This is a genomic window from Mesorhizobium sp. L-8-3 (assembly GCF_016756615.1).
In the GTDB taxonomy this organism is placed as follows: Bacteria; Pseudomonadota; Alphaproteobacteria; order Rhizobiales; family Rhizobiaceae.
In genome coordinates this window covers 4,647,575-4,669,834 of sequence record NZ_AP023262.1, presented here as the reverse complement: position 1 = coordinate 4,669,834, position 22,260 = coordinate 4,647,575, and the positions used below count along the sequence as shown (strand labels likewise).

The 22,260-nt window shown below is 62.6% G+C and carries 24 protein-coding genes; 8 read left to right on the top strand and 16 right to left on the bottom strand.

Annotation, left to right across the window (positions count from 1 at the left end):
* Positions 1 to 4: 4 nt before the first annotated feature.
* The 3 genes from JN302_RS21595 to JN302_RS21585 form a co-directional block, all read right to left on the bottom strand.
* Entirely contained in the window at positions 5 to 805 is an 801-nt protein-coding gene (locus tag JN302_RS21595) for an HvfC/BufC N-terminal domain-containing protein (RefSeq protein ID WP_244845811.1), read from the bottom strand.
* Complete coding sequence (bufB, locus tag JN302_RS21590; RefSeq protein ID WP_202304911.1) at positions 792 to 1,718, bottom strand: MNIO family bufferin maturase; 927 nt, start codon at positions 1,716 to 1,718, stop codon at positions 792 to 794. Before bufB ends, JN302_RS21595 begins: the two co-directional genes overlap by 14 nt.
* 137 nt (positions 1,719 to 1,855) lie before the next feature.
* A complete protein-coding gene (locus tag JN302_RS21585; protein WP_202304909.1) occupies positions 1,856 to 2,179 on the bottom strand; it encodes a BufA1 family periplasmic bufferin-type metallophore in 324 nt (107 codons plus the stop codon).
* A 261-nt stretch (positions 2,180 to 2,440) separates the two neighbouring features.
* On the opposite strand from JN302_RS21585, the gene JN302_RS21580 reads away from it, so the two are divergent.
* The 3 genes from JN302_RS21580 to JN302_RS21570 all read left to right on the top strand — a co-directional run bounded on the left by JN302_RS21580 (position 2,441) and on the right by JN302_RS21570 (position 5,724).
* Positions 2,441 to 2,758, top strand: coding sequence for an NrsF family protein (locus JN302_RS21580; RefSeq protein ID WP_274609284.1), 318 nt, complete (start codon positions 2,441 to 2,443; stop codon positions 2,756 to 2,758).
* A gap of 188 nt (positions 2,759 to 2,946) precedes the next feature.
* Entirely contained in the window at positions 2,947 to 3,600 is a 654-nt protein-coding gene (locus JN302_RS21575) for a DUF3047 domain-containing protein (RefSeq protein WP_202304905.1), read from the top strand.
* Positions 3,601 to 3,678: 78 nt separating this feature from the next.
* Positions 3,679 to 5,724: an adenylate/guanylate cyclase domain-containing protein gene (locus JN302_RS21570; protein WP_202329000.1), complete on the top strand. Its 2,046-nt coding sequence runs from the start codon at positions 3,679 to 3,681 to the stop codon at positions 5,722 to 5,724.
* 187 nt (positions 5,725 to 5,911) lie between these two features.
* Here JN302_RS21570 and JN302_RS21565 read toward each other — a convergent pair whose 3' ends face one another.
* Entirely contained in the window at positions 5,912 to 6,502 is a 591-nt protein-coding gene (locus JN302_RS21565; protein WP_202328998.1) for a TetR/AcrR family transcriptional regulator, read from the bottom strand.
* Positions 6,503 to 6,632: 130 nt separating this feature from the next.
* On the opposite strand from JN302_RS21565, the gene JN302_RS21560 reads away from it, so the two are divergent.
* Together JN302_RS21560 and JN302_RS39995 are read left to right on the top strand one after the other, a co-directional pair.
* Positions 6,633 to 7,205 carry a peroxiredoxin-like family protein gene (locus JN302_RS21560; protein WP_202328996.1) on the top strand — a complete coding sequence of 191 codons (573 nt, stop codon included), beginning with the start codon at positions 6,633 to 6,635 and terminating at the stop codon, positions 7,203 to 7,205.
* Between the two features lie 433 nt (positions 7,206 to 7,638).
* Positions 7,639 to 7,998: a DUF302 domain-containing protein gene (locus JN302_RS39995; protein ID WP_202328994.1), complete on the top strand. Its 360-nt coding sequence runs from the start codon at positions 7,639 to 7,641 to the stop codon at positions 7,996 to 7,998.
* A gap of 282 nt (positions 7,999 to 8,280) precedes the next feature.
* Here the strand turns inward: JN302_RS39995 and JN302_RS21550 are convergent, their stop codons facing one another.
* The gene (locus JN302_RS21550; protein WP_202328991.1) at positions 8,281 to 9,375 is read right to left on the bottom strand and encodes a CapA family protein; all 1,095 of its coding nucleotides are present in this window, start codon (positions 9,373 to 9,375) and stop codon (positions 8,281 to 8,283) included.
* A 509-nt stretch (positions 9,376 to 9,884) separates the two neighbouring features.
* Here JN302_RS21550 and JN302_RS21545 point away from each other — a divergent pair.
* Positions 9,885 to 10,145 (top strand): TfoX/Sxy family DNA transformation protein, encoded by a 261-nt coding sequence (locus JN302_RS21545; RefSeq protein WP_202328989.1) that lies wholly within the window; start codon positions 9,885 to 9,887, stop codon positions 10,143 to 10,145.
* 17 nt (positions 10,146 to 10,162) lie between these two features.
* Here JN302_RS21545 and JN302_RS21540 read toward each other — a convergent pair whose 3' ends face one another.
* The 9 genes from JN302_RS21540 to JN302_RS21495 form a co-directional block, all read right to left on the bottom strand.
* On the bottom strand, positions 10,163 to 11,272 hold the full coding sequence (locus tag JN302_RS21540; RefSeq protein WP_202328987.1) for an HlyD family secretion protein: 1,110 nt from the start codon (positions 11,270 to 11,272) through the stop codon (positions 10,163 to 10,165).
* Between the two features lie 101 nt (positions 11,273 to 11,373).
* A complete protein-coding gene (locus JN302_RS21535) occupies positions 11,374 to 12,372 on the bottom strand; it encodes an HAD family hydrolase (RefSeq protein WP_202328985.1) in 999 nt (332 codons plus the stop codon).
* Between the two features lie 249 nt (positions 12,373 to 12,621).
* Positions 12,622 to 14,151 carry an arylsulfatase gene (locus tag JN302_RS21530; protein ID WP_202328983.1) on the bottom strand — a complete coding sequence of 510 codons (1,530 nt, stop codon included), beginning with the start codon at positions 14,149 to 14,151 and terminating at the stop codon, positions 12,622 to 12,624.
* Positions 14,152 to 15,014: 863 nt separating this feature from the next.
* Positions 15,015 to 15,476, bottom strand: a complete 462-nt coding sequence (locus JN302_RS21520; protein WP_202328980.1) for a hypothetical protein — start codon at positions 15,474 to 15,476, stop codon at positions 15,015 to 15,017.
* A 71-nt stretch (positions 15,477 to 15,547) separates the two neighbouring features.
* The gene (locus tag JN302_RS21515) at positions 15,548 to 15,763 is read right to left on the bottom strand and encodes a hypothetical protein (RefSeq protein ID WP_202328979.1); all 216 of its coding nucleotides are present in this window, start codon (positions 15,761 to 15,763) and stop codon (positions 15,548 to 15,550) included.
* A 158-nt stretch (positions 15,764 to 15,921) separates the two neighbouring features.
* A complete protein-coding gene (locus JN302_RS21510; protein WP_202328978.1) occupies positions 15,922 to 16,602 on the bottom strand; it encodes a DUF502 domain-containing protein in 681 nt (226 codons plus the stop codon).
* Positions 16,599 to 16,973: a hypothetical protein gene (locus tag JN302_RS21505; RefSeq protein ID WP_202328977.1), complete on the bottom strand. Its 375-nt coding sequence runs from the start codon at positions 16,971 to 16,973 to the stop codon at positions 16,599 to 16,601. Before JN302_RS21505 ends, JN302_RS21510 begins: the two co-directional genes overlap by 4 nt.
* A gap of 47 nt (positions 16,974 to 17,020) precedes the next feature.
* Positions 17,021 to 17,335: a DMT family transporter gene (locus JN302_RS21500; protein WP_202328976.1), complete on the bottom strand. Its 315-nt coding sequence runs from the start codon at positions 17,333 to 17,335 to the stop codon at positions 17,021 to 17,023.
* Complete coding sequence (locus JN302_RS21495; RefSeq protein ID WP_202328975.1) at positions 17,332 to 17,703, bottom strand: DMT family transporter; 372 nt, start codon at positions 17,701 to 17,703, stop codon at positions 17,332 to 17,334. The genes JN302_RS21500 and JN302_RS21495 overlap by 4 nt, the downstream gene beginning before the upstream one ends.
* A gap of 58 nt (positions 17,704 to 17,761) precedes the next feature.
* Here JN302_RS21495 and JN302_RS39645 point away from each other — a divergent pair, with 58 nt between their 5' ends.
* Complete coding sequence (locus JN302_RS39645; protein WP_210382563.1) at positions 17,762 to 18,814, top strand: helix-turn-helix domain-containing protein; 1,053 nt, start codon at positions 17,762 to 17,764, stop codon at positions 18,812 to 18,814.
* Positions 18,815 to 19,088: 274 nt separating this feature from the next.
* Entirely contained in the window at positions 19,089 to 19,997 is a 909-nt protein-coding gene (locus JN302_RS21485) for a helix-turn-helix domain-containing protein (RefSeq protein WP_202328972.1), read from the top strand.
* Positions 19,998 to 20,402: 405 nt separating this feature from the next.
* On the opposite strand, the gene JN302_RS21480 is transcribed toward JN302_RS21485, so the two are convergent.
* Together JN302_RS21480 and JN302_RS21475 are read right to left on the bottom strand one after the other, a co-directional pair.
* The gene (locus tag JN302_RS21480) at positions 20,403 to 21,377 is read right to left on the bottom strand and encodes a branched-chain amino acid ABC transporter permease (RefSeq protein WP_202304889.1); all 975 of its coding nucleotides are present in this window, start codon (positions 21,375 to 21,377) and stop codon (positions 20,403 to 20,405) included.
* A complete protein-coding gene (locus JN302_RS21475; RefSeq protein ID WP_202328971.1) occupies positions 21,374 to 22,252 on the bottom strand; it encodes a branched-chain amino acid ABC transporter permease in 879 nt (292 codons plus the stop codon). Before JN302_RS21475 ends, JN302_RS21480 begins: the two co-directional genes overlap by 4 nt.
* Positions 22,253 to 22,260: the final 8 nt, after the last annotated feature.

Below are 22,260 nucleotides of genomic sequence, written 5' to 3'. Positions count from 1 at the left end.
GATGTCAGCCTCCCTGCCCGACTGCGCTGAACGCGCCCGCCTTCAGCATTCCGGCGATATTGGCGGAAAGGTCGAAGTCCGGGCTGTCGCCAAGGGCTGCGGCAGCGGCCGCGCCGAGCCGCTCGCCCGCAATAAGGTGCGTGAGAAAGACTGCGCCGCCCGGCGGCAGTCGCCTGACGGCGACCTCAAGGCGTGGTCTGGTCACGAGCGCATCCTCCGGTTCGGAGGCTTCTATGCGGCCGACGGGATCGCTGCTCCGGTTTGCCACGAAAATCGTAACCGCCGGAAAGCGCGAACGCGTGACCCGCGCCGCGGGATGCGGCGTTAGAACAGCATCGGCCAACCGCTCCGAAGGAACGGAAGCGAGCGCCTGGGGCGCCAGTGGCTCGGCATCGGCGGCATGATAGGCATCGAGCCATGCCCGTTCGATACGAGCGACATCGGCCAACCACGGCAGCGATTGCGCGTGTTCGTAACGTTCTATGAAATCGGGAAAATCATGGCCGTATTCGAACAGGAGCGGCGAGACCGGCGGAGTGGCGCGAACGTGGAACCGCGCCATGGCACGAAAGAAATCTTCCCCGGTAATGCGCTGCGTCGCCGGGAACGTAGCCGCCAGCGCGTCGATGAGGCTGACGGTAACATTGTTGCGATAGACGTTGTAACGCTTGATCGCTGCCTTGCCGTTCGGCCCGGCGACCGCTGCCGGTGTCGCGCGGCCGGGGTCGAGCAGTGCCGGGGCAAAGGTATCCGCATATGAAGGCCAGTGCGCGGGATCCTGGTTGCGGCGCTCAGCGGGAAGCACGGATCTTCTCCTGCGCAAAACCATGCGCGTGGCGGTCGAGGATTGTCTGCGCGGCCGCCGCTTCGGCCCTCAGTACCGGCCATTCCGGGATTTTGCTGTCCCATTCGATGAGCGTCGGCCTGGGCCCGCATCGATCAACCACAATTTCATAGAGCTTCCAGACCGCATCGGCGACCGGAGCGTCATGGCTGTCTATCAGCAGAAGGTCGCCCTCGTCGTCTGCCTGCCGGGCATGTCCTGCCAGGTGTATCTCGCCGACGTGGCCGAGCGGGAAACCGGCGAGATAAGCCAGCGCCGAGTAGCCATGATTGGTCGCCGAAACGAAGACATTGTTGACGTCGAGGAGAAGGCCGCAGCCCGTTCTGCGCACCACCTCACGGATAAAGCCTGTCTCGGTCATCGTCGACTCGGGGAAGACGACATAGGTCGACGGATTCTCCAGCAGGATCGGGCGACCGATCGCCTCCTGCACTTCGTCGATGTGATTGGCGACGCGGGCGAGTGTGGCCTCCGTGTAGGGCAGCGGCAGCAGATCGTTGAAGAATGTCGTGCCGTGAGTCGACCATGCAAGGTGCTCCGAAACAAGCGCCGGCTCGTAGCGGTCGACGAGCGCCTTGAACCGTGCGAGGTGGGCCTGGTCTATCGGCTGCGGTCCTCCGATCGACATGCAGACGCCGTGGAGCGAGACGGGATGGTCGCGACGTATCTGCGTCAGGGCATCGTGCGGCGGCCCGCCGGCCCCCATGTAGTTCTCGGCGTGAACCTCGAAGAAGCCTTCCTGTTTCCCCGCGGCGACGATCGCCGGAAGATGTTCGTGCTTGAAGCTGGTACCGGCCAGGCCGGCAAGCGGATGGGCCGGAAAGCGCAAGGTTGGCGCAGCTCCTGGCGCGCGGTCGTTGACCGGTTCGTTCATCTTTGCCTCCTCCGCTTTCCGGCACGCCAAGCAGGTTTGCATAGCCTCGCCCACGCTTCACCTGCCCAGGCTCTTCTCTTGCCGCAGGTTCTTGTCGGAAAACCGTGGGACACTTTTCCGAAACCTGCTGGTGCGGCTTACGACGGAAGGTCGCGTGTCAGCGGTTCTGTCGAGCCACTGCGGTCTCCCGGCACCTTGATGTTGGCGCAGGTTCCGCCTTGGACGAATGCCCAGGCGTTACCCTGGAAATCGACGGTCGACGTACCCTGGCAGGTCGTGCCGGGTCCTGCCGCACAGTCGTTCGCGCCGGCAAGGGAAATGCCGTAGCACTTCTCCTTGCCCGCTGCCATCGCCGCCTTTCCTTCGTCCTCGGTCAATGGTCCGGCACTCGCCAGTGACGCGAGCGCGGTTGCGACGGCGCCGGCCAGAACCGATGCGCTTACGTTCGATCTCATGGACATGACTTCATCCTCCGATTGGGGTTTCGCACGCTGATCGTGGCGCACGCGACGAATAATTCGGTCGAGGCGACCCGCCTGTTACGTCGTCGCGGCGCACGGTTTCGTGATCTCGGTCAGGTTCCGCCGAACGCCTCGACTGTAACCTTCGACCATCGGCCGTCGAACTAATGAAAAGCGGGCCTTGCGTCGGAGACGGGCGTGGTTCGGGCGCTGGTCCGGATGTCGGGCGCCTCGCAACGGGGCGCATGACCGCGTGGCCCAATCCCGTCGAAGCGGAAGACAAGCCGTCGGCGAGGCCGCCCCGTCTGTTTTCCCATGATCGCAGGGGTCGGCGCAGTGCCCGCACTGGCAATGGTCACGATGCTTCACAAAGGCGCGCCGCTCGCCCCGCGAGTGACCGTCCTGCTGGGCGCGCTGGCAGCCGCCGCTCTGGGAAACTTCGGGCTGCGCCTGTTCCATCCCCAGGATGCCAGTCTCATGGTGCTTGTCTGGCAGTTCGGAAGCGTGGTGCTCCTGTCCATGCTCGCAGGTTGGAATGGCCGCCGGATCCTCGCCTGGCGGCACCTGGGCTTCGCGTGAGCCCGCGCCCACAGCGCGCGCTGTCGTCGCCGGCAACGGCTCATCCGGGAGTTGGGGGTGCGTTTTTCCCAATCCGGATCGCTGCACGGTGGCTGCGCGGCGGCGTAACATTCCATCCGTGGAAAGCGAACTAGTCGAGAGCTCCGCGATCATGCGCGGACAGAGCGGCGAAACGAGGAGACGCGACCTTGAGGCTGATCTGCATTCTCCTTTTTCTCCTCGTCGTGGCCTTCCCGATCGGGCGAGCGGCCGGCCAGGACATCCCAGTCGGTTCCTTTTCGCGAGGTTCGCTCGCGGAGTGGAGCAGCCGCTCCTTCAAGGGCGAGACGAAGTACGAGCTGGTCGAGGATGCCGACCTGCGAAGCGTCGTCCTCGCGGCGGAAGCGAATGCGGCGGCTTCGGGTCGCTACCGCAAGATCCGCATCGATCTGACAAAGACGCCATTCCTCAACTGGTCGTGGAAAGTGACCGGCATTTTCTCAGGTATCGATGAAAGGCAGAAGTCGGGCGACGACTTCCCCGCGCGTATCTTCGTCGTCGTTGAACGCGGTCTGCTCGGAGCCCGGTCTCTCGCCCTCAACTATGTCTGGGCGAGCCAACACGGTACAGGAAGTGCGTGGCCAAGCCCTTACTCGGCACAGGTTCGCCTGATTGCGGTCGACAGCGGACAAAAAGGACTCGGCTCGTGGGTCGGATACAAGCGGGACGTTCGAGACGACCTCAGGAGATTCTTCGGCGCGGAGATCCGCGAGATCGATGCTGTTGCGATCATGACGGATGCTGATGATCACAAGGGGCACACGCGGACGTTCTATGGAGACATCTGGTTCAGTCCGGAATGATGAGCGTCTTCCGCCATTTGGCCGGGCGGCAGAGCGGTCTGACGGAGCGAGACGAACGGCTCTCCGACGGAGCAGCGGATGCGGGTAAGAGTCAGCGTTGCCATTTCGGTTTTCCTGCTGTGCTGCATTGCCGTCAGCGCGATTGCGGTGGATGCCCTGTGGCGGCGAACAGCCGACAGCAACAGTCGCCTTCTCGTTGCGACCCTCGACCACCAGATCACCGAAACAGTGCGCAACGAAGTGGCGGGACGCATCGCCAGCGCGGAAGCGGCGTTCGGCGCGGTTCGCACGATCTTCCTGCAGAACGTCATCAAGACGAGAGAGGCCGACAAGCGCGAATTCGTGTTCCTTTCCCAACTGCAGGCGCAGCCCTCGCTGTCGTGGGTCGCCTTCGGATGGCCCGATTCGACCTTCTTCGCGTCCCACAAGCTTGGCGACGGCGAACTGGAGATGATGGAGATCTACCTCAAGGACGGCGCGTGGACCCGGCGCGTCGACCGCTACAAGGTCGTGCCTGGCGACATCGAGTTCTACCAGAGGAATTTCGAGCCGACCGATTACTTCGTCACCGACCATGCCTGGTATCAACAGGCGATCAAGGCTGATGCACCTGCATGGTTCATCATCACCGAGCACCCAGTGGCAACACGTGCAGCGGCCGCCTTCGCCGGCCCCATCGACGTCTACTACAAGCGTCAGGGCGTGCTCGCCACGATAGTCGAAATCGATCGCCTCTCACGCTTCCTCGGCTCCCTTTCGGTCGCCCGCACCGGAGCCGCCTTCATCCTGTCTTCCGGGGGCGATATCGTAGCCGGCCCCGACGGGGCGGCGGACGAGGTGCACGGCGCCGATCTTGGCGGTCATCCGCTCTTCGGGATCGCGCGCGAACTGGGGCAGCGCCTCGCGAGCGGCGCGGCGGCCAGCGAGGCCATCAGGGTGCGCATTGTCGATCAGGGTGTATCCTACAACGTTACCGCAACCCCGCTCGACTTCCTCGATTGGCACGTTGCGGTCATCATTCCGGAAGCCGAGTTTCTCGCCGAGATCGACCGGACCACCGCCCGACTGGCCTTTACCCTGCTCGCGCTGGTTCTGGCGGCCGGCGGCGTGTCGGTGTTGATTGCGCAACGTCTTCTGGCCGAGCCGCTTCGCGCGGTCGCGGAGGATCTGCGCGCCGTCGAGAACTTCCAACTCGACCAGATTTCAAGACGCCGATCGTGGCTGGTCGAGTTCGACAAGCTTTCCACGGCATTGGTTCACATGGCGACGGGACTGAGCGCATTCGCGAAATACATCCCCACCGACCTTGTGCGCACGCTTGTGACGGAGGGAATGGAAGCAAGACCCGGCGGAGAAATGAGGCCTCTCACCATTCTCTTCGCCGACGTCGCAGGATTCACCGGGATGTCCGAGCGGCTCGGCAAGGACATCGTACCGGTGATCAGCGGCTACCTGGATCTCGCCTCGCAGGCGATTGAAGCCGAGGCCGGCACCATAGACAAGTTCATCGGCGATGCCGTCATGGCCTTCTGGGGCGCACCACGGAGAAGGAACGACCACGCCACGGCCGCCTGCAGGGCGGCGTTGAGGATCTCGCGGGCTTTGAGAGACACCGGCCCGAGAGACGACGCCGGCAACGCGCTCACCGTGCGCATCGGGCTCAACAGCGGGGTCGCGCTCGTCGGCAATATCGGCTCCGCCACGCATCTGAACTATACCGCCGTCGGTGACGCGGTAAACGTCGCAAGTCGGCTCGAAATCGCAAACAAGCTCTACGGGACAAGCATCATAATGGGAGAGGAGGCCCGCAAGGCCGCTGGTGCCGACATCATCGTGCGCGAACTCGATCGTATCGCCGTTTACGGCCGCGAAGGCGGAATCGCGATCTTCGAGCTCATCGCCATGGCCGGGGAGGAGCGGCCGTCATGGATCGGATCGTACGAAAGCGGCCTGCATTTCTACAGGACGAGAAGGTGGCGCGACGCAGAGAGCAAGTTCGAGGACACGGTGGCGGCGCGCGGCGACGATCCTCCGTCCCGCTGGATGATCGCGCGCTGCCGTTTGCTTCAGCGGCAAGATCCGGATGACGACTGGCAGCCGATTACCGTAATGGAATCCAAATAGGTGTCGAGTTGGCTTCGGTCGCGGTTGCAGCGGATACCGCTGCCTGTAAGGGTCGCCGTCGCCATATGCAGACACCGGGGACGATCCGGTGCCGCGATTCCAGGGTCGGTCCCCGCGCAGCGGGCGCGGCGTTCTCCGCGGCGTGAGGGTGGGCATGAGCTGACCCGGGCAAGCACGACCCGTTCGATCACAGCGACCGGTGCCCTTCGGCCAGGGCGACGGCGGATCTGGCGATGCTGCGCAGACGCTCCTCGTGACCGCCCGCGCGGGCCAGCACACGCAGAGCCATGACAGCGGACAGCATCAGTCTTGCCGTCGACCGTTCACTGCCCGAGGCTCGACGCGGTCCGGCGGCGGAAAGCCGGTTCAGAGCGCGACAGAAACCATCTTCGATTTCCCGCAGGCAGTCCTCGATCAAGGCGGCAAGCTCGGTATCCCAAGGTGCGACCTCCATCGCCGAGTTGATGAGGAGACAGCCCCGACGGTCATTGAGCGAGGCTTCCACCAGATCGTCGAAGAAGGCCCGGATTCCCCTGATCGGATCCTCGCACGCGTCGAGCTCCGCGATCCGACGCCGCGCGTAGGCGTCTATGTAGGCCTCCAGACAATCCCGGAACAAGGACCGCTTGTCCCCGAAGGCATTGTAGAGGCTGGCACCGGTGATCGACATTGCACCGGCAAGATCCCGCACGGATGTCGCCTCGTATCCCCGGCGCCAGAACTGGTCCATCGCCGCTGCCAGCGCCGCCGGCTGATCAAACTCCCGTGGTCGCCCCATTTTATTCCCTCCTGAGCCGCGCGGGGCCGCGGCGCCTCTTGCCAACGCGGTCGAGCTATGCATGTTTTATATCTATCGCTCTAAAATCACAACCTGTGCCGTCCCGCGCGGGTTCGAAAGGACGCATGCAATGACCGCCCCATTTCCTCACCTTCTTCCCCGCCAGTCCGTACCGGAGCTTCAGGTGCCGATTGTCGGAGGACGCACCTACGACATTCGCAAAGAGACGCCGGCGGCGTTCTCGCTGGTCTTGTTCTACCGTGGATTCCATTGTCCGGTCTGCAGGACCCAGCTCAAGGATCTGGACGCCAAGATCGGCGAGTTCGAGAGCCGAGGCGTGTCTGTCGTTGCAATCTCGACGGACGTCGAGGAGCGCGCCGTCATGACGAGTCTCGACTGGCAATTGCCTCACCTTCGCATCGGCTACGGCCTGTCCCTGGCGACGGCGCGCGAATGGGGCCTCTACATTTCCCGCAGTCGCGGCAAGACGTCGCTGGGAATAGAAGAGCCGGATTTGTTCTCGGAGCCGGCGCTCTATCTGGTGCGGCCGGATGGCACGCTCTACTTCGGCAGCGTCCAGACCATGCCGTTTGCGCGTCCCCATTTCTCCGACATTCTCGGAGCGATCGACTATGTCTTGAAGACCGACTATCCGGCGCGCGGCGAGGTCGAAGCAACCTTTGAGCCCGCCGAAGCGAAATAGAGCACAAAGCAGTCCGGCGCCGCAGGTGGCGTCCCGTGTAAAGGAAGTTGCTCGCATCATACATGGAGGGGGAGACGATCTCCGCGAGATCGACCGTGGCCCGGAAGAAGTCGGTTCGCGGTCATTCCCGTTTCCATTGCTGCGCGACTTCGCCTCCGACACCGGCGGTCGGCCGAGATGCCGAAACGGTTACGCAGCCGCGCCTTGGGCTTGATCGCGCGACCGCGGGGCTCGCGGAGCAAGCATGAACAACGGCCAGCGCTTGGTGTCGCAAGCTGTCGTAGGACCAGACGCTACGCAGTTCACGATTTCGTCAGGTGGATGCGACAGACTTGCCTGTCCGGAACGGGTACTCTCCTGTTCGGATGCGAGGGGCACTCTATGCGCAGGTTTCGTTGCGCAATGGACGGCGTAACGTCTCAAGGAGGAAACGATGTTCCAGATGCTCGCAATCCCGATAGCGACCATGGTCATCGTCTTGTCGGGTGGCTCCGTGACCCGCGCCCAGGACGCCGACTGGATCGTGAAGGAGAGTGCGGCCGACTTTGCTGCCACCGTACAGGTCCTGCAGGCCGAGATCGAAAAGCGCGGTGCGACCGTCGTCGCGACGGTCGATCACGCGGCGGCGGCCAGAAAGAGTGGTCTCGAGTTGCCTCCGACGACAGTGATCATATTCGGTAATCCGGCGCTGGGCACGCCGCTGATGCAAGAGCGGCAGACGGCGGGGGTCGACCTGCCCTTGCGTGTCCTGGTGTGGGCGGATGCAGGCGGCAAGGTGCAGGTCGGCTACTGACTGCCATCGCGGATCACCGATGCCCACGAGATCGAAAATGCGGACGAGGTGATGGACAAGATTGCGGCTGCCCTCAGTGCGATCACGGATGCCGCGGTCGCTCGATGAACGGGAACTTGTGCATCCAGGGCCGCGAACTTGCGTGTTATCGAGAAAGTTCGTGCCGGAACTGTCACAAGCGTGCTCTCGATGCCTACGCTCCCCGGACCTGGCACTTGCGACCGGAATAGCAGAAGCCAGATTGTCATCGGCCCGGCGAGACACGAATCTCTGGTTTCGCTTTCACCACGACAGAGCCAGCGTGCCGTCCTTTCTCAAGCGCATACGCTGGCCGAAGCGTTGGCACTCCCGGTCCAGAGTCCTGCCGAGCCAGGCAGCATCGTCATGTGATGCACGGACGAGTCGGAACTTGTGCAGCCGGAGGGGGACCAACTCCATGCCGAGCAACCGGTGATCGCGATCGTCGACATCAAGGAAATACGCGACCGTCAAATCCGGGCGAAACTCTTCGTGCCCGCCGATGCCCTCATAGTCGTTTATGAAGTCCCCGCATCCGTAAAGGATCGGCCTCTGGGCGTAGATCTCGATCGCCAGTGGATGATGCGACGAGTGCCCATGAATGACGTCGACCCTGGCGCTATCGATCAGATCGCGGGCGAAACGCCGGTGTCGCATCGACACGTCGAAGCCCCAGTTCGGTCCCCAATGGATGGAGGCAAGGACCAGATCTCCCGGCCGTCTGTATTCGTCGATGTTTCTGATCACGCTTGCGACCGCGTCTTCGCTGAAGTTCGCAAGGAAGTTCACGCCCGCCCGGTCCTCTCCGGCCGCCCAGCCGGTGGGAATACCGCTCGACGGGCAGCCGAAGGCAAAGACGAGCAGCCGCCTTCCCGAGGCTCGTTCGAGGACCGCAGGCCGTGCGGCGGCGTGCGCATCCCTGCCGGCGCCGGCCACCGCGATCCCGGCCCGCTGCAGCGCGAGCAAGGTGTCGTCGAGGCTGCCCGGTCCCCAGTCCCGGATGTGGTTGTTGGCAAGGACGCAGCAGTCGATGTCGGCGGCGGCGATGCAGCCGACATTGTCGGGATGCATTCGGTAGTTGATCCCCTTCGCTTCCGGGATTCCATCGGCCGTGATGCTGGTTTCGAGATTGATGATCCTGAAGTCCGGCTCGCGCCGCTCGATCTCGGTGAGCGCATCGCCCCAGATGTAGTCGAACGGCACCGCCCTCGGAATCTCGCCGGACAAGCGTTCCGCGAGATCGACATAGCCACGAGCCGAACGAATATGCGGTTCGTACAGCGCTGGATCGGATGGTCGCGGCATGATCTGATCGATACCGCGGCCGGTCATCACGTCCCCGCTCAGGAAGAGCTTCATTGCGTGCACCTCTTGGCGGGCTGCCTTGCCCCGTGCGGCGCGCCTGGGCGTCGTACGTCGATAGCTGCGCCGGAGCGATCCGCCGTATGCCGATCAAGACCGCGAGGAGCGACAAGGGCCGCGCCTCGCCGCTGGCCAAAGTCAGTCGCCCTATGTCGTCAACCGGGCTGGCTTCTTCCATGTCGCCTTCGTCGCCTATGCCCCGCGGAAGCCGAGGTGCGCAACTACGCCATGCTGGAACAGCCTGCCATGGCCGCGCCGACGCACCGTCATTTTCCGTCGGAACCCGATGCCTTCGATGACAACGCCCGATGAACCTGTTTGCTCCACCGCCTGATGCAATCAACATATCCACGATGACCAAATGCACTGAACAGGTTGCCCGCTTTTTCAATGATCCCTGACCTGTTCATCGTCGCAATCCTGGTGTCTTATCTCGACTCGCTCGTGCCCAGCAAAAGCTGCTCTTCCCCGGGTGATGATCACGATCTCGACAGGCAGATAACAGAATGAGCCGCTCCCTTGCAGATATGAGGAACCTCGGCTCCACCACGGCGCGCATGCTGATGGAGGTGGACATAGCCGACGAGGACTCGTTGCGTGTCGTCGGTGCCGTCGAAGCCTGGCATCGGCTCAAGTTTCGCTTCGGCAGCCACGTGACGATCATTGCGCTCTACGCCATGGAGGCTGCGCTGCAAGACTGTGACTGGCGCAAGCTCGATGCTGGTAGCAAGGCTCGCCTTCAGGGCGAGGTCGGCAGAGTTAGCTAGACCGAAGTTTGCACGCGTCAGAGGTAGGCACCCACGGCCGCGACGCGGATCAGGACCTCGCCAAGCTTGCCGATGACCCCCGCATTGGTGTCGAAGACCGTGGCCTTGCCGGAAACGCCGGGGCGAAGCAGGTCGGGATCGATCCCCTCCGGCACATTGATGAGTACCGGAAACTCCTTGGTCGCTTCCGCACCGCTGACCCGCTCAAGGTTGCCCGAGGCCAGCAGCTGGCCTTCTCCGACGCCGCGGATGACCGTTTCGACCGTGCTCTTGTGAACCGAGCCAGGTTGATCCGCAAAGACGATCATGACCGCCGCACCGGGCCGGATCGCACTAAAGCCGTTCTGCGGAAACACGCCAACCAGAGCGATCTCGTCCGCGACGATAAAAGACATTGCCGCACGGTTCGGCGTCGCCATGTGGCCGACGCCGAGCGGCAGCAGGGTGGCGTAACCATCGGCAGGCGCGCGCACTGTGGTCTGCCCGAGCTGCCATGCTGCGTCCTCTAGCTGCGCCTCGATCTGCAACACCGTCGTGTGCTTGCTGCCGATCGTGGAGTCGCGCGCAAGTTCGGCGCTGGTCAGCCTGGCGCGGGCGGCGATCAGTTGGGCGGTCAGGAGGTTTGCCTCGGCTGTGACGTCCTGCAGTCGGAACGCGCTCGCCGCGTCGGCTTTCGCCAATCGTTCCATGTCCGCACGCCGCGTCTCGGCATGGGCAAGCCGAGTTTGAAGCGCGTCCACCTCGGCTTGCGCGACGTCGGCATTCGCATCGAACTGCTTGACCGCCTGGCGCGCCGCAGCAAGCTCGGCAGTGAGCTTCTTGACCTTGGCTTCGTATGGAGCCGGATCGATCCGGAAAAGGACCGTTCCCTTGGGGACGATCACTTTCGTGCTGACCGGCACATCCGTGATTGTTCCGGTCACGTTGGGCGTGATCTCGATAACGCGCCCGAGAACTGTGACACGGCCCGTAGGGGCATAGCGGTTGAGCAGCGCGATAATGACGCCGACGATCACGACCATCGTCAGGGCAGTGATGACCCGCCATGGCCAATTCCACGGCAACAGCTTGAATTTGAAGAAGACAAGCCATACGACGAGTAGGCAGAAGCCAATAGCGATCAGCATGCGTTACACCGACTTCCTCGAAGATCTCGTCAATTCCACGAAGGCCTCTCGGGAATCCTCGATCACAGGCCTCGCTCGCGCCGCCCGAGCTTCGGCTTTTGCTATTTGTCGAACGGGAAGACCTTGCGCCAGTCCGCCTTCATGTCGACCACCAGCCAGCCGCGCTGCGCGGCCTCGGTGAGGGCCTTGTCGAGCTTTCCGAACGACGATTTGCGGTCATAGGCCCATTCGCGTTCAGCGTCGGTATGATGCACGATCAAGCCGAAACGGGGTCCCTCCCCGGCGGTCACCCAGCGCATCATTTCGTAGTCGCCGTCGGAATTTCCCGCCACGAAGATCGGCCTGGCGCCGATGAACGTGTTGATCCCGACGGGTTTGCCGGGGCCGTCGTCGATGAAGTCGAACTCGGCTTCCCGCCTCAGCACGGGCGTGTCGCCGTCCAGTTCGTATCTGGTGACGATGCTGCTGCCAACAACCTGCGCCGGCGGAATGCCGTACATCGATTCCGTCATGGGCCGCATGAATTCGATACCGCCGCCCGAGACGATGTAGGTCCGGAAGCCGTTGGCGCGCAGGTATTCCAGCAATTCCACCATCGGCTGGAAGATGATCTCGTTGTAAGGCCGATCGAAGCGCGGATGCCGGGCCGTGGCGAACCAGTCCTTGACGACGGCTGTGAATTCGTCCGTCGTCGTTCCGGCATGGCTCGCCATGATGAGTTCGACTGCGCCCTTCTCGCCTGTCGCGGCCATCCCCTCGAAGTCCCCGGCCAGGATCGACTTGAACGGTTCCTGGCCTTTCCATTCGGGATGCTGCGGCGCGAGCGCGTTTATGCGATCGAGCGCGAATGTCAGCTGGAAATAGGCTGGCTGCTCGGACCAAAGCGTGCCGTCATTGTCGAATACCGCCATCCGTTCGCCCACGGGCACGAATCGGGCGTCGCCCTCGCTCGTCACCGCGGTGACGAAATTAATGATCGCCGCCTTCGATCTGCCGTCGTTCCACGATGGCAGCGCATCCGCGCAAGCCGCACCCACGAGGGATGCGATCGCAGCGACCGAAAGGCAAAAGCCGCAGGCAACCCTGAGAGCATATCTCATCGTCGTTTTCCCTGTGTGGTTTCGCATTTGGTACGTTTTTGCCGCTACTGATCCGGTCCGGACGTATTCAGGCGAACTACACATCTCAACTCAAGTGCGGAATCGCGGTATCAATGGGTTGCGCCATACGCGATGGCGGGCGGTAGCGCCGCCAACAATTCGGAGCGCAGATGGGAGCTGCCTTGGTCGCCTTGCACGGAGTGCCGGGTCGCCGCCATAAAGACGGGGCGACCCGACAGCGGCACAGCGTTAGCCGCCGCCCGCTACGGCAGCTTCAATCTGCTTCTGCACATTCTCCAGGTTGAACGAACCAGGTACCTGGCTGGGTGGATACTCCGCCATCGTCATAAGGAACTGGCCAGCGAATTGCTGCATCGGGACGAGAACAAAGGCCCGGTCCAGGAACCAGTCATTGTAGGTGTTCGAGTTGTGCTGGGCGCGCTCATAGGGGTCGCGCCGCAGATTGAAGAGCAGTGGTATACGAAGGACCTGGAACGGTTCGCGCCAGACCTCGAACGCCTGGCCCCGGTTCTCCAGGAACACCGCCTTCCAGTCGTCGTAGCGCATCGCCACGATCTGGCCGGTGTCGTTGACGTAGACAAACTCACTGCGTGGCGACACTTGCACCTTGCCGCCGAAGTAGTCGAGCATGTTGTAGCCGTCGATATAGTTGCGGTATGCGCGACCGTTCAGTTCCACGCCTTCGCGCAGCTTTTCCTTGATGTCCTGCGCGCCAGCCGCCGCGGCGAAAGTTGGCAGCCAGTCCTCATGCGCGACGATGCCAGTGAGCGTCACGCCGGCCGGGAACTGTCCAGGCCAGCGCACAAAGGCGGGCACGCGATAGGCGCCTTCCCAGTTCGAGTTCTTCTCGCTACGGAACGGTGTGTTTGCGGCGTCCGGCCACGTGTTGTAGTGGGGCCCGTTGTCGGTCGAGTAGAAGACGATCGTGTTGTTGGCGATGCCGAGATCGTCCAGCAGCTTGAGCAACTCCCCCACATGCATGTCATGTTCGACCATGCCGTCATGATATTCATTGCCGCTCGGGCCGGAGATGCCCTCATGTTCATTCTTGACATGGGTGCGGAAGTGCATGCGCGTGCCGTTCCACCAGCAGAAGAACGGTGTGCCGGCGGCATGCTGGCGCTTGATGAAGTCGACGGCCGCGGCGAGCGTCTCCTCGTCCACGGTCTCCATGCGCTTCTTGGTGAGCGGCCCAGTGTCCTCGACCGTCTGGGTCCCGTCAGGGTTCGCTTTCGCGCGGATGACGCCGCGCGGACCGAATTTCTTGCGAAACTCCGCATCCTTGGGGTAGTCCCGATTCTCGGGTTCCTCCTCGGCGTTGAGATGATAGAGATTGCCGAAGAACTCGTCGAATCCGTGCATCGTCGGCAGGTGCTCGTCGCGGTCGCCGACATGGTTCTTGCCGAACTGCCCTGTGGCGTAGCCCTGGCCCTTCATCACGGTCGCAATGGTAACGTCCGATTTCTGCCAGCCCTGTTCTGCGCCAGGCAGCCCGACCTTGGTCATGCCCGTGCGGATGGGAACATTTCCGCCGATGAAGGCGGCGCGACCGGCGGTGCAGGATTGCTGGCCGTAGTAGTCGGTGAAGGCAAGGCCCTCTTGCGCGATGCGATCGATGTTCGGCGTCATGTAGCCCATAAGGCCGCGGTTGTTGTGGCTGATATTCGTGATGCCGATATCGTCGCCCCAGATGACCCGGATGTTCGGACTGCCAGCGCCCGCTTGCGCTCTCGCCGGCTGTACCGAAGTGGTCGACACGCCGGCGGAAAGCGCTGACGCCCAAGCAGCGACGCGCCGCTGAGCAGCAGGTCGCGGCGTCTCAGGTTCATTTCCGGACGAACTTCGCCGATCGCCGACTCTCGTTGCAGCTTGCTGGTCATGGCGTTCCTCCTCTGTCTTGAGCTTTGGGGTAGTCGTTGCCTTCGCTCGGGATAGGACGACCCGTCAGTCGTTTCTTATGAGCACGTCCATTGCCTTGCCGCGCGGCTTGTCGAGGCACGACGATCTTGTCCGTGATCACGGCAAGCGCAGTGACATCGATGACCGTCGTCTGGTTCTTTCCGAGCATGACGCCGTGCAGTAGGGCGATGGTCGCTTACGATCTCGATCGGTCTGCCGCATCACGTCGTTGCAACTGATCGCAATGAGATCGGTGCTTTCGGATTCCTGAGCGAATGAACCACCGTTCGCGAAGAGCGCGACCTCCAGTGCGATCAATGTAGGCGGGGCTGGCCTCGTCATTGAGACTGTCCTCCGATATTTAGCCCCTTCGACCTGCCAGGCAGGCGTGATAGGCATCGCTGTATGCCGCGTCGTAGGAGTTCGCGTGGCGCGCACCGCCGGCGATGCCGTCGAAGATTGCCCCAACGGCGGGATCACGACCCCAGCCCCACCTGCCGCCGAAAATCCCACCGCCGAATGCGCCAGAGAGGGCTCCGCCCAGGACGCCGCCCCTCGGTGCACAGTGTGAGGTGTATAGCCGCGCGTAATGATCGCATTCGGCTGGTGATCCCGCCACGGCCCCGGTGAGCGCGAAATTCAAGACAACCGCCGAGATCAGTACGGCCCGGGTCGCAAAAGAAGTCTTCGATTTCATCGGAGCCTCTCGCTAGAGTCAGGTACTACTCGCGTATCCGGCAGCGGCCGAAGCCGACGGTCACGGCCTCTGCCACGGCGACCGAGAGAGACATGACTAGGTCCGCCTTCGCCTCCGGGGGCTCGTGCACCAGCATCTGCCAGCTGGCGATACCATCCATGCCCTGGAGGATGAGTTGGTTGCCCAAACGGGCTGCCGTGCCGATCGTGCTCGTCGAGGGAAACCCGTCTTTCCCGGGGTAGGTGGCGACGCTGCTCGGGGCGTCGACGGTGATCTTGATCGGCAATGGCTCCCCGTCGAGATCCTTGAGGCTCTCGCATTCCGAGCCCCCCGGTTTGCAGGCGACCGACGTTTCGAGGTCGCACAGGAGCACCGGCAAATCGTTCACATCCGGCGGATCGGCCTGAGCCAGCGCATCGGAGTGCGATGCACCGACTACAGGAACAAAACATGCGGCGAGAAGATTAACCCGGGTTCGGCGCTTCATGGCGGCACCTCCACTGCTCAACATCTTTGCGTTGCTATCGTGACTAGCCAGTTAGTGCTTCGCTACTCGACTCATCGGCACCGAGAATAGTTTCGCGAGGGAGTGTAGTAGACCCTCGGCCTCGATGCCGCGGCCGCCCCGATCACACCACCCACGATCCCGCCGGCGAGAAAAGAACCGAAGCCCGCATGGGCATTGGGGGCAAAACCAACGCTCTCCACGCTGATGATCGAGCTGCCCAATGCGACGAGCAGAACGGTTCGTTTCCAGAAATCCGCGAATTTCACGTTCGATCTCCTTCTTGCGTGCGCTCGACGATGGGACGAGGACTTCGCCGCACCTGTTTTCTCTGGCGATAATTCTACACAGCCGACGCAGCTGCGCTGTCCGAAATCGGAAGGGGCGCATTCTTTCCGGTCGACATCAACCATCCGTGATTGCCGCGCTACCGTGCCGACTGTTCGGTCGATGCGCCTGCCGTCGGTGATTTGACGAATTGGGAAGCGGTGGCTCCCATTGAAATGTATATGTTGGCCAGGCCCTCGATTCCGAACGCGGCCGGCCGGATCCATTCGGCGGGCACGAAGACCAACCCGCCGCCAACAGGAACCGGCGCGCTGGGTATCAGAATGACCCGATAGGTCCTCCCCTCAATCTCCAAGGGCTCCGCGGTCGGCATCAGGGCGAGCACCACCGGACCTGTCTCGCCGCCGAGAAAGCACCATACCGGGCTCATCGACTTCAAGTTGGCGTCGTCGCTGCGGTCCAGCAGTCCTACGAACCGGTTCGTCAGGCGGTAGATACTGCCGACGAGCGGCACCCGGACGATCGTTCGATCGAGCACGATTCCGACATGCCGGTAGAGCCGTAACGTGACGAACTGTCCGAGGAGATAGAGGGCGAGCAGCACGACGAGCGTGCCGACCAGATAGGCGGAAAGTTGACCGGAGACGAGCACGAGCCCGACGGCGGACAGGATGCCCCCGATCACGCTGCCGGGACCTGTCAGTTCGAGGATCAGATTGGCCGACCAGGTGATGATCAGGACGGTGAGCACGATCGGCAGCACGACGAGCATGCCGGCGGCGACCGACCTCAGGATATGGCCGACGATGGCGCCTGTCATGGATGTTGCCGTAGCAAGAGCTTGCCCAGCGTTTCCCGCATGGCCTTGAGTTCACCGGTTTGCGCCTCAAGCGCGTTAATGAGAGCCTCCCTGAGTCTGAGGTCGGAATCGATCAAGGCACGTGCATTGCGTCGTTGCCGAACCTGCTCGCTCAGTTGGAAAGCGAGCGAATAGATGATCCCGCAAAGCGCGAAACCAGAAAAAGCCGCGCTGATGAAGCCGAAGCTGTCACCGAAATGGGCACGCTCTTGCCAGGTCTCGAACGTAATGAACGAAAAGATGAACAGTCCGATCTGAACAAGAAACGCGATCATGAACATGATGAGCAGCGGCCGCAGAAATGAGAATCTCCGCCGACCTCTGAGAAACATCTACTCCTCCTGTTCGCTCCCGCACTACTTGATATACTATCGCGTCTTCAGGAAAAAAGCTTCATGCCCACCGCCCCGCCGATCACCAAAAGCAGGCTGGCGAGTCGACCGATCCCCGCAGATTCGCCAAGAAAGAAGATTCCGTAGACGACCGTTCCGGCCGCCCCGATTCCGGTCCAGACCGAATAGGCGGTCCCGATCGGTATGATCTCTGCCGCGCCCGACAAGAGATAGAAGCTGGTGGCCAAGGAGACGACGACGATCGCCGTGAAGCCGGGCCGCGTGAATCCTTCGGTGTATTTGAGCCCTACAGCGCCGACCACTTCAAGCAGCCCGGCGAGGATCAGTTGAGCCCAGATCAACGCAGTGCCCTACCGGAATGATCCGCCGCTTCGAGGGCTAGCTTTTCAGCGGCCGCCCCGAACAGCTTGAGGCCGACGACGCCAACGACGATCGCGGCGAGGCTGAGCATCCGAGCCAGATTGGCCGGCTCGCCGAAGGCCAGTACGGCGACAGCGCCCGTCCCGCCCGCACCGATCCCCACGAATATCCCGTAGGCAGTACCGATCGGGATTTCCTTGGCCGCGCGGGCCACCAGATAGAAGCTGAGGATGATGCCGACGCCGACGGCCACCGATGGGACAAGTTGGGTGAAGCCCGCGGTGAATTTCAGGCCGATTGCCCAGCCTATCTCCACAAAGGAGGCAATTAACAGGTAGGCCCAGGCCATTACATGCAATCCCGATGGTGTTCGCCAATACTGCCGAAGCAGTGGCCGATGGAAAACATTGCATCACATTGACGTCTTCATGTTAGAAAGGGACCGACCGTTCGGCTATCCGATTTCGGAAACGATCCGACCCGCGGAAAAGCGAGGCAATGTCATGGAGGGCGAAGCACTCAGGCTACGGCTTACGGACATCGAGCAGTTCCGCCAACAACTCACGGGCTGGGACACGCTACCTGTTCAGTTGGGTGCAGGGTGCCTCCATATAGACTGGGACAGTATCGATCTCGGGGGGCAGCTGATCCTCAGCCGGCTCGCTCTTGACCGCAAGTTGACCGATGTCTCGGCCATAAACGAAGGCACCCTGGTTTTTGTCGTATGTCTCGGAGCCAAGACCTGGTGCGGCAATGAGGTCGAGCCGGGCTCGCTTGTCATTCTGGGTCCGGGTCGCGACCATCGGAATGTTCTGGAGCCCCGATGGATGTCGATAGAGATTTGCGTATCCATCGAAGAAATGGTCGGCGAAGGACTGGCAGCGGACACACTCCTCACTGGTGAGCGTAGCCTCCGTGTCTATCCGTTGCCGAGCGATTTGCTTCTGCAGTATCGCCAACTCGTCGATTTTGTCTTCCGCGCCGACGCCCGCCTCTCGCGACCGACCCCGATCGAGCTGCTGGCTATCAGGGCGACCGTGCTCGAACTCATCCTCCGCACGGGCGCGCACATTGAAGCGCCCGGATTTGAGCCACCGCGACTGCGGCGACGCAACGGCTATCGACTCGCAGCCGCTGCGATGGACTTGATCGAGCGCAACGCAGACCACCTGTTCGGGGTCGGCGATCTCGCGAGCTCGCTTCGGGTAAGCGAGCGCGCCTTGAACTACGCCTTCCGGCAGGCTCTTGGGCTGAGCACCTACCGGTACATGCTGGCTTGTCGCCTCAATGCCGCCAATCGCGAGCTGAAGGCATCGTCGGGGCGCCACATCACGGTGACGGAAGCCGCTATGAACAGCGATTTCTATCATCTGGGCCGTTTCGCCCTTCACTATCGCAACATGTTTGGAGAGTTGCCCTCGCAAACGCTCGCCAACAGAGCGCCGGGCCTTCCAATGTAATCAGGACCGCACTCTGTTCTCTCTTATGCGTATGGAATCTATCCGAAGCCCGGACTCGTTTTCGGTCCGATACGCTAGCCCTGTGGCTGGGCTGTTGCCGGGCGATCAGAAGGCTTCTGAATCCGGATAGCGCGAACCAGCCCGTCTCAATAGTCTGCGTCGCGACTCCACGGTTCTGCAGCCTGGATGCGAACTCTTGGTTAGCTCGGACATTCGTCGCGACACATCAGGCCGGCCAGCCGGCCGGCAAAGCGAGCCGGGGGCGTCGCTGAGGTTGGCCTATTCGGACGCCAACCAACTCCTCGAGCGTCTCAAGACATCGGATATCCGAGCGGTCCAGCTGAGCCCCGGTCGGTTGCGCGTCGACTGGAGCGGCATTGATCTTGAAGAGATGATCGTGAGCCGGCTCTCGGTGACTTGCAAGGCAGTTGACCTCGCGACAATAGAGGGAGGCACACTTGTCTTCGTCGTGCGCCTCGTCGTCGACCCCGAGTGCGGCAACGGTGCGGACCGGGGTCGCCTTGGGATCTTCTGTCCGGGCAGCAGCCATCGAAGGGTGCTGGAGCCCGGCTGGACGTCGCTCGAGATTTGCGCGTCAACCGACCGGATCGCGAGAGACGGTCTCCCCGTGGAGATATTCTTGAAACGAGACCGCGAACGCAGCGATATCCTGTTGGAGGGCGATTTGCTTAGCCGATATCGCAAACTCGCCGGCGTGGTTCTTCCGTCTAAGGCGACACGTATCCAGCGATCGGCAATGAGGGCGGCCGTGCTCGATCTCCTGACGCTGACGGCCGAGCACATCAAACACGCAAGCTTCGAGACGGTTCACTCGCGGCGCAAAGGTGATCGGCTTGCGACCCGCGCAATGGAATTGGTAGGGCAAGATCGTGGGTACCGGCTCGGAGTGTGTGACGTGGCGAAGTCCCTGGGAGTGAGCAGGCGGGCACTGAACTACGCCTTCCAATACGCATTGGGCGTGAGCCTCTATCGCTACATGCTGGCCTATCGCCTCTGCGCGGTCAGGCGCGCGCTGCAGGTATCATCCCGGGATATGACCACCGTCGCCGAAACAGCCCGAAAATTCGGCTTCAACCACCCAGGGAGATTCTCTGCCTACTACCAAAGTCTCTTCTGCGAACTACCGTCGGATACGCTCGCAACAGGAGATCAGCACCTCTGAACGGCCCGCACCCCATGCCTATTTCGTGATGCGGGGCCGACTGGGTCGAACTGCGACGCCAATCCTCATGGCGGGGTGGTCACTATTGGTTGCGCCGCACCTGCAACCAGATCGGATGGTGGCCTTTCGAGGGGAAGGCTTGGACCATAGTCCTCTTGTCACTGCGCCATGCCATGTGGAAGCTGGCCGCATTGCAGCAACCAAGAATGCCCGCAAAAAGGTCCGGCTCGCTGCCACGAGCCGGCAAGATGGCAAGCAACGGGCTCCTTGGGGGTCTAGGCAGTAGGGAAGCCCGCCTCAAACCAAAACACGGAGAGAGTTCACGGGTTCCATTGGCAATATCAAATAAAAGCGAGTACGGCATCGCATTGAACGGCCTGCCGACGCAGGGCCGAGGTCGAAGCGCTACTTCCGCCCAGGCCGCAGCTTTTCCAGCCATCCCGTCAGGCCGGTCGGCCAGGCGATCACGAACAGCGCCAGCAGCAGGCCGAGCCCGATATTGCGATAGTCGGAGAACTCCTTCATGCCCTCATCGGCGACCATCAGCAGAGCCGCGCCGAGCAGCGGACCCCATATCGATCCCAGCCCGCCGATCACGATCATGGCGATCAGGAAGAGAAGCAGCGAGAAGGAAAAGACGGTCGGCCCGACCACGCGGAAATGCACGGCATAGAAGCCGCCCGCGATGCCGGTGAAGAAGGCCGAGACGCCGAAAATCCAGAGCTGGTATTTGAACCGGCTGATGCCGCGCGACACGGCATAGCCGGGATTGTCGCGCAGCGCGCGGAAGGCCAGCCCGAGCGGGCCGCGGATGACGGTGATCGAGAACGCCACTGCAATCGTGAGCAGCGCCAGCGCCACGAAATAGTGCGCCATATACCACTTGGACGGGAACAAGGCCCGCAGGCCGATGTCGCCGAACTGGCCGATGCCCCTCACCCCGCCGAACAGCGGCATGCAGCCGCCCGTCGAGGTGAAGCACTCGGTGTCGTTGACGATGAGGACGTAAAGCACCTGCGCGATGGCCAGGGTCAGCAGCGCGACATAGGGCCCGCGCAGGCGCAGGCAGGCAAGGCCGATCAGCATGCTGGCCGCGACGGCGGCCAGCCCGCCGATCGGGATCGCCGCCAGCATCGGCACCTTCCAGTAGAAACCGAGCATCGCGGTCGCATAGGCGCCGACGGCGAAGAGCGCCATCTGCGCCAGCGAGAAGATGCCGCCGACGCCGAGCACCAGGTTCCACTGGACGACGACGATCGCCCATACGAAGAACAGCGTCGACTGGGTAACGATGTAGCGGCCCGGAACGAGGAATGGCACCGTGATCGCCACGGCCAGGGCGACGAAGCCGATCAGCAGGTCACGACGCAGCGGCATCATAGGCGCACCACCTGCTGGCGTCCGAACAGCCCGTAGGGCCGCCAGATCAGGACCAGGATCACGAGGAGGAGAAGCGTGGCGAAGCTCCAGCGCACGCCGAGCAGATATTGCGTGGCGGCTTCGAGCAGCCCGAGCGCAACCGCTGCGACGACCGCGCCATAGACATTGCCGAGCCCGGCAACGATGCAGATGATGAAGGCCTTCAGCATCGGGTCGCCGCCCATGACGGGCGTAAGCGTGGCGATCGAGCTGATCATGACGCCCGAGACGGCGGCGAGCGCGCCTGAGAGCGCCAGCACCTGCGCATAGACACGGCCGACGCGCACGCCCATGAGTTGGGCCGCGTCGCGGTTCATGGAGGTCGCACGGATGGCACGGCCCATGCGGGTCCGCTGCAGCATGAACGCGACCGCCGCCATCAAAGCCAGCGCCACGCCCAGGATGAAGAGGTTCTGCAGGGGGACGTGCACGTTGCCGACGACCACATGGCCGGCGACCGCCAAAGGCTGCGGGATCGGATAGGGCCCGAACGTTTTCAGCATCAGGCTCTCGATCACGGACCCGATGCCGATCGTGGCGATGAAGATATTGGTCTCGAAATTCTCGGCCCTGAGCAGCGGCAAGGCCGCGCCGAGATAGATGAGCAGGCCGGCGAGCGCGCAGACGAGCGCGGCTGCGATCAGGGCGAACGCCGGATGGAAGCCGGCATGGGTGATCGCCGCGTAGCAGATATAGCCGCCGAGCGTCAGCAGCGCGCCATGCGCCATGTTGAGCATGTTGAGCGAGCCGTAGACCAATGAGAGGCCGACGGTCGCGACCGCATACATGGCGCCGAGCGTCAGTCCGGAAGCGACGATCTGGATCAGGACATCCATCGATCAGA

Bases quoted from the DNA above. Each gene is read 5' to 3' on its own strand.
- bufB (WP_202304911.1), bottom strand. From the start codon at position 1,718: ATGAACGAACCGGTCAACGACCGCGCGCCAGGAGCTGCGCCAACCTTG.
- JN302_RS21585 (WP_202304909.1), bottom strand. From the start codon at position 2,179: ATGTCCATGAGATCGAACGTAAGCGCATCGGTTCTGGCCGGCGCCGTC.
- JN302_RS21570 (WP_202329000.1), top strand. From the start codon at position 3,679: ATGCGGGTAAGAGTCAGCGTTGCCATTTCGGTTTTCCTGCTGTGCTGC.
- JN302_RS21565 (WP_202328998.1), bottom strand. From the start codon at position 6,502: ATGGGGCGACCACGGGAGTTTGATCAGCCGGCGGCGCTGGCAGCGGCG.
- JN302_RS21560 (WP_202328996.1), top strand. From the start codon at position 6,633: ATGACCGCCCCATTTCCTCACCTTCTTCCCCGCCAGTCCGTACCGGAG.
- JN302_RS39995 (WP_202328994.1), top strand. From the start codon at position 7,639: ATGTTCCAGATGCTCGCAATCCCGATAGCGACCATGGTCATCGTCTTG.
- JN302_RS21550 (WP_202328991.1), bottom strand. From the start codon at position 9,375: ATGAAGCTCTTCCTGAGCGGGGACGTGATGACCGGCCGCGGTATCGAT.
- JN302_RS21545 (WP_202328989.1), top strand. From the start codon at position 9,885: ATGAGCCGCTCCCTTGCAGATATGAGGAACCTCGGCTCCACCACGGCG.
- JN302_RS21540 (WP_202328987.1), bottom strand. From the start codon at position 11,272: ATGCTGATCGCTATTGGCTTCTGCCTACTCGTCGTATGGCTTGTCTTC.
- JN302_RS21535 (WP_202328985.1), bottom strand. From the start codon at position 12,372: ATGAGATATGCTCTCAGGGTTGCCTGCGGCTTTTGCCTTTCGGTCGCT.
- JN302_RS21520 (WP_202328980.1), bottom strand. From the start codon at position 15,476: ATGAAGCGCCGAACCCGGGTTAATCTTCTCGCCGCATGTTTTGTTCCT.
- JN302_RS21510 (WP_202328978.1), bottom strand. From the start codon at position 16,602: ATGACAGGCGCCATCGTCGGCCATATCCTGAGGTCGGTCGCCGCCGGC.
- JN302_RS21505 (WP_202328977.1), bottom strand. From the start codon at position 16,973: ATGTTTCTCAGAGGTCGGCGGAGATTCTCATTTCTGCGGCCGCTGCTC.
- JN302_RS21495 (WP_202328975.1), bottom strand. From the start codon at position 17,703: ATGGCCTGGGCCTACCTGTTAATTGCCTCCTTTGTGGAGATAGGCTGG.
- JN302_RS21480 (WP_202304889.1), bottom strand. From the start codon at position 21,377: ATGATGCCGCTGCGTCGTGACCTGCTGATCGGCTTCGTCGCCCTGGCC.
- JN302_RS21475 (WP_202328971.1), bottom strand. From the start codon at position 22,252: ATGGATGTCCTGATCCAGATCGTCGCTTCCGGACTGACGCTCGGCGCC.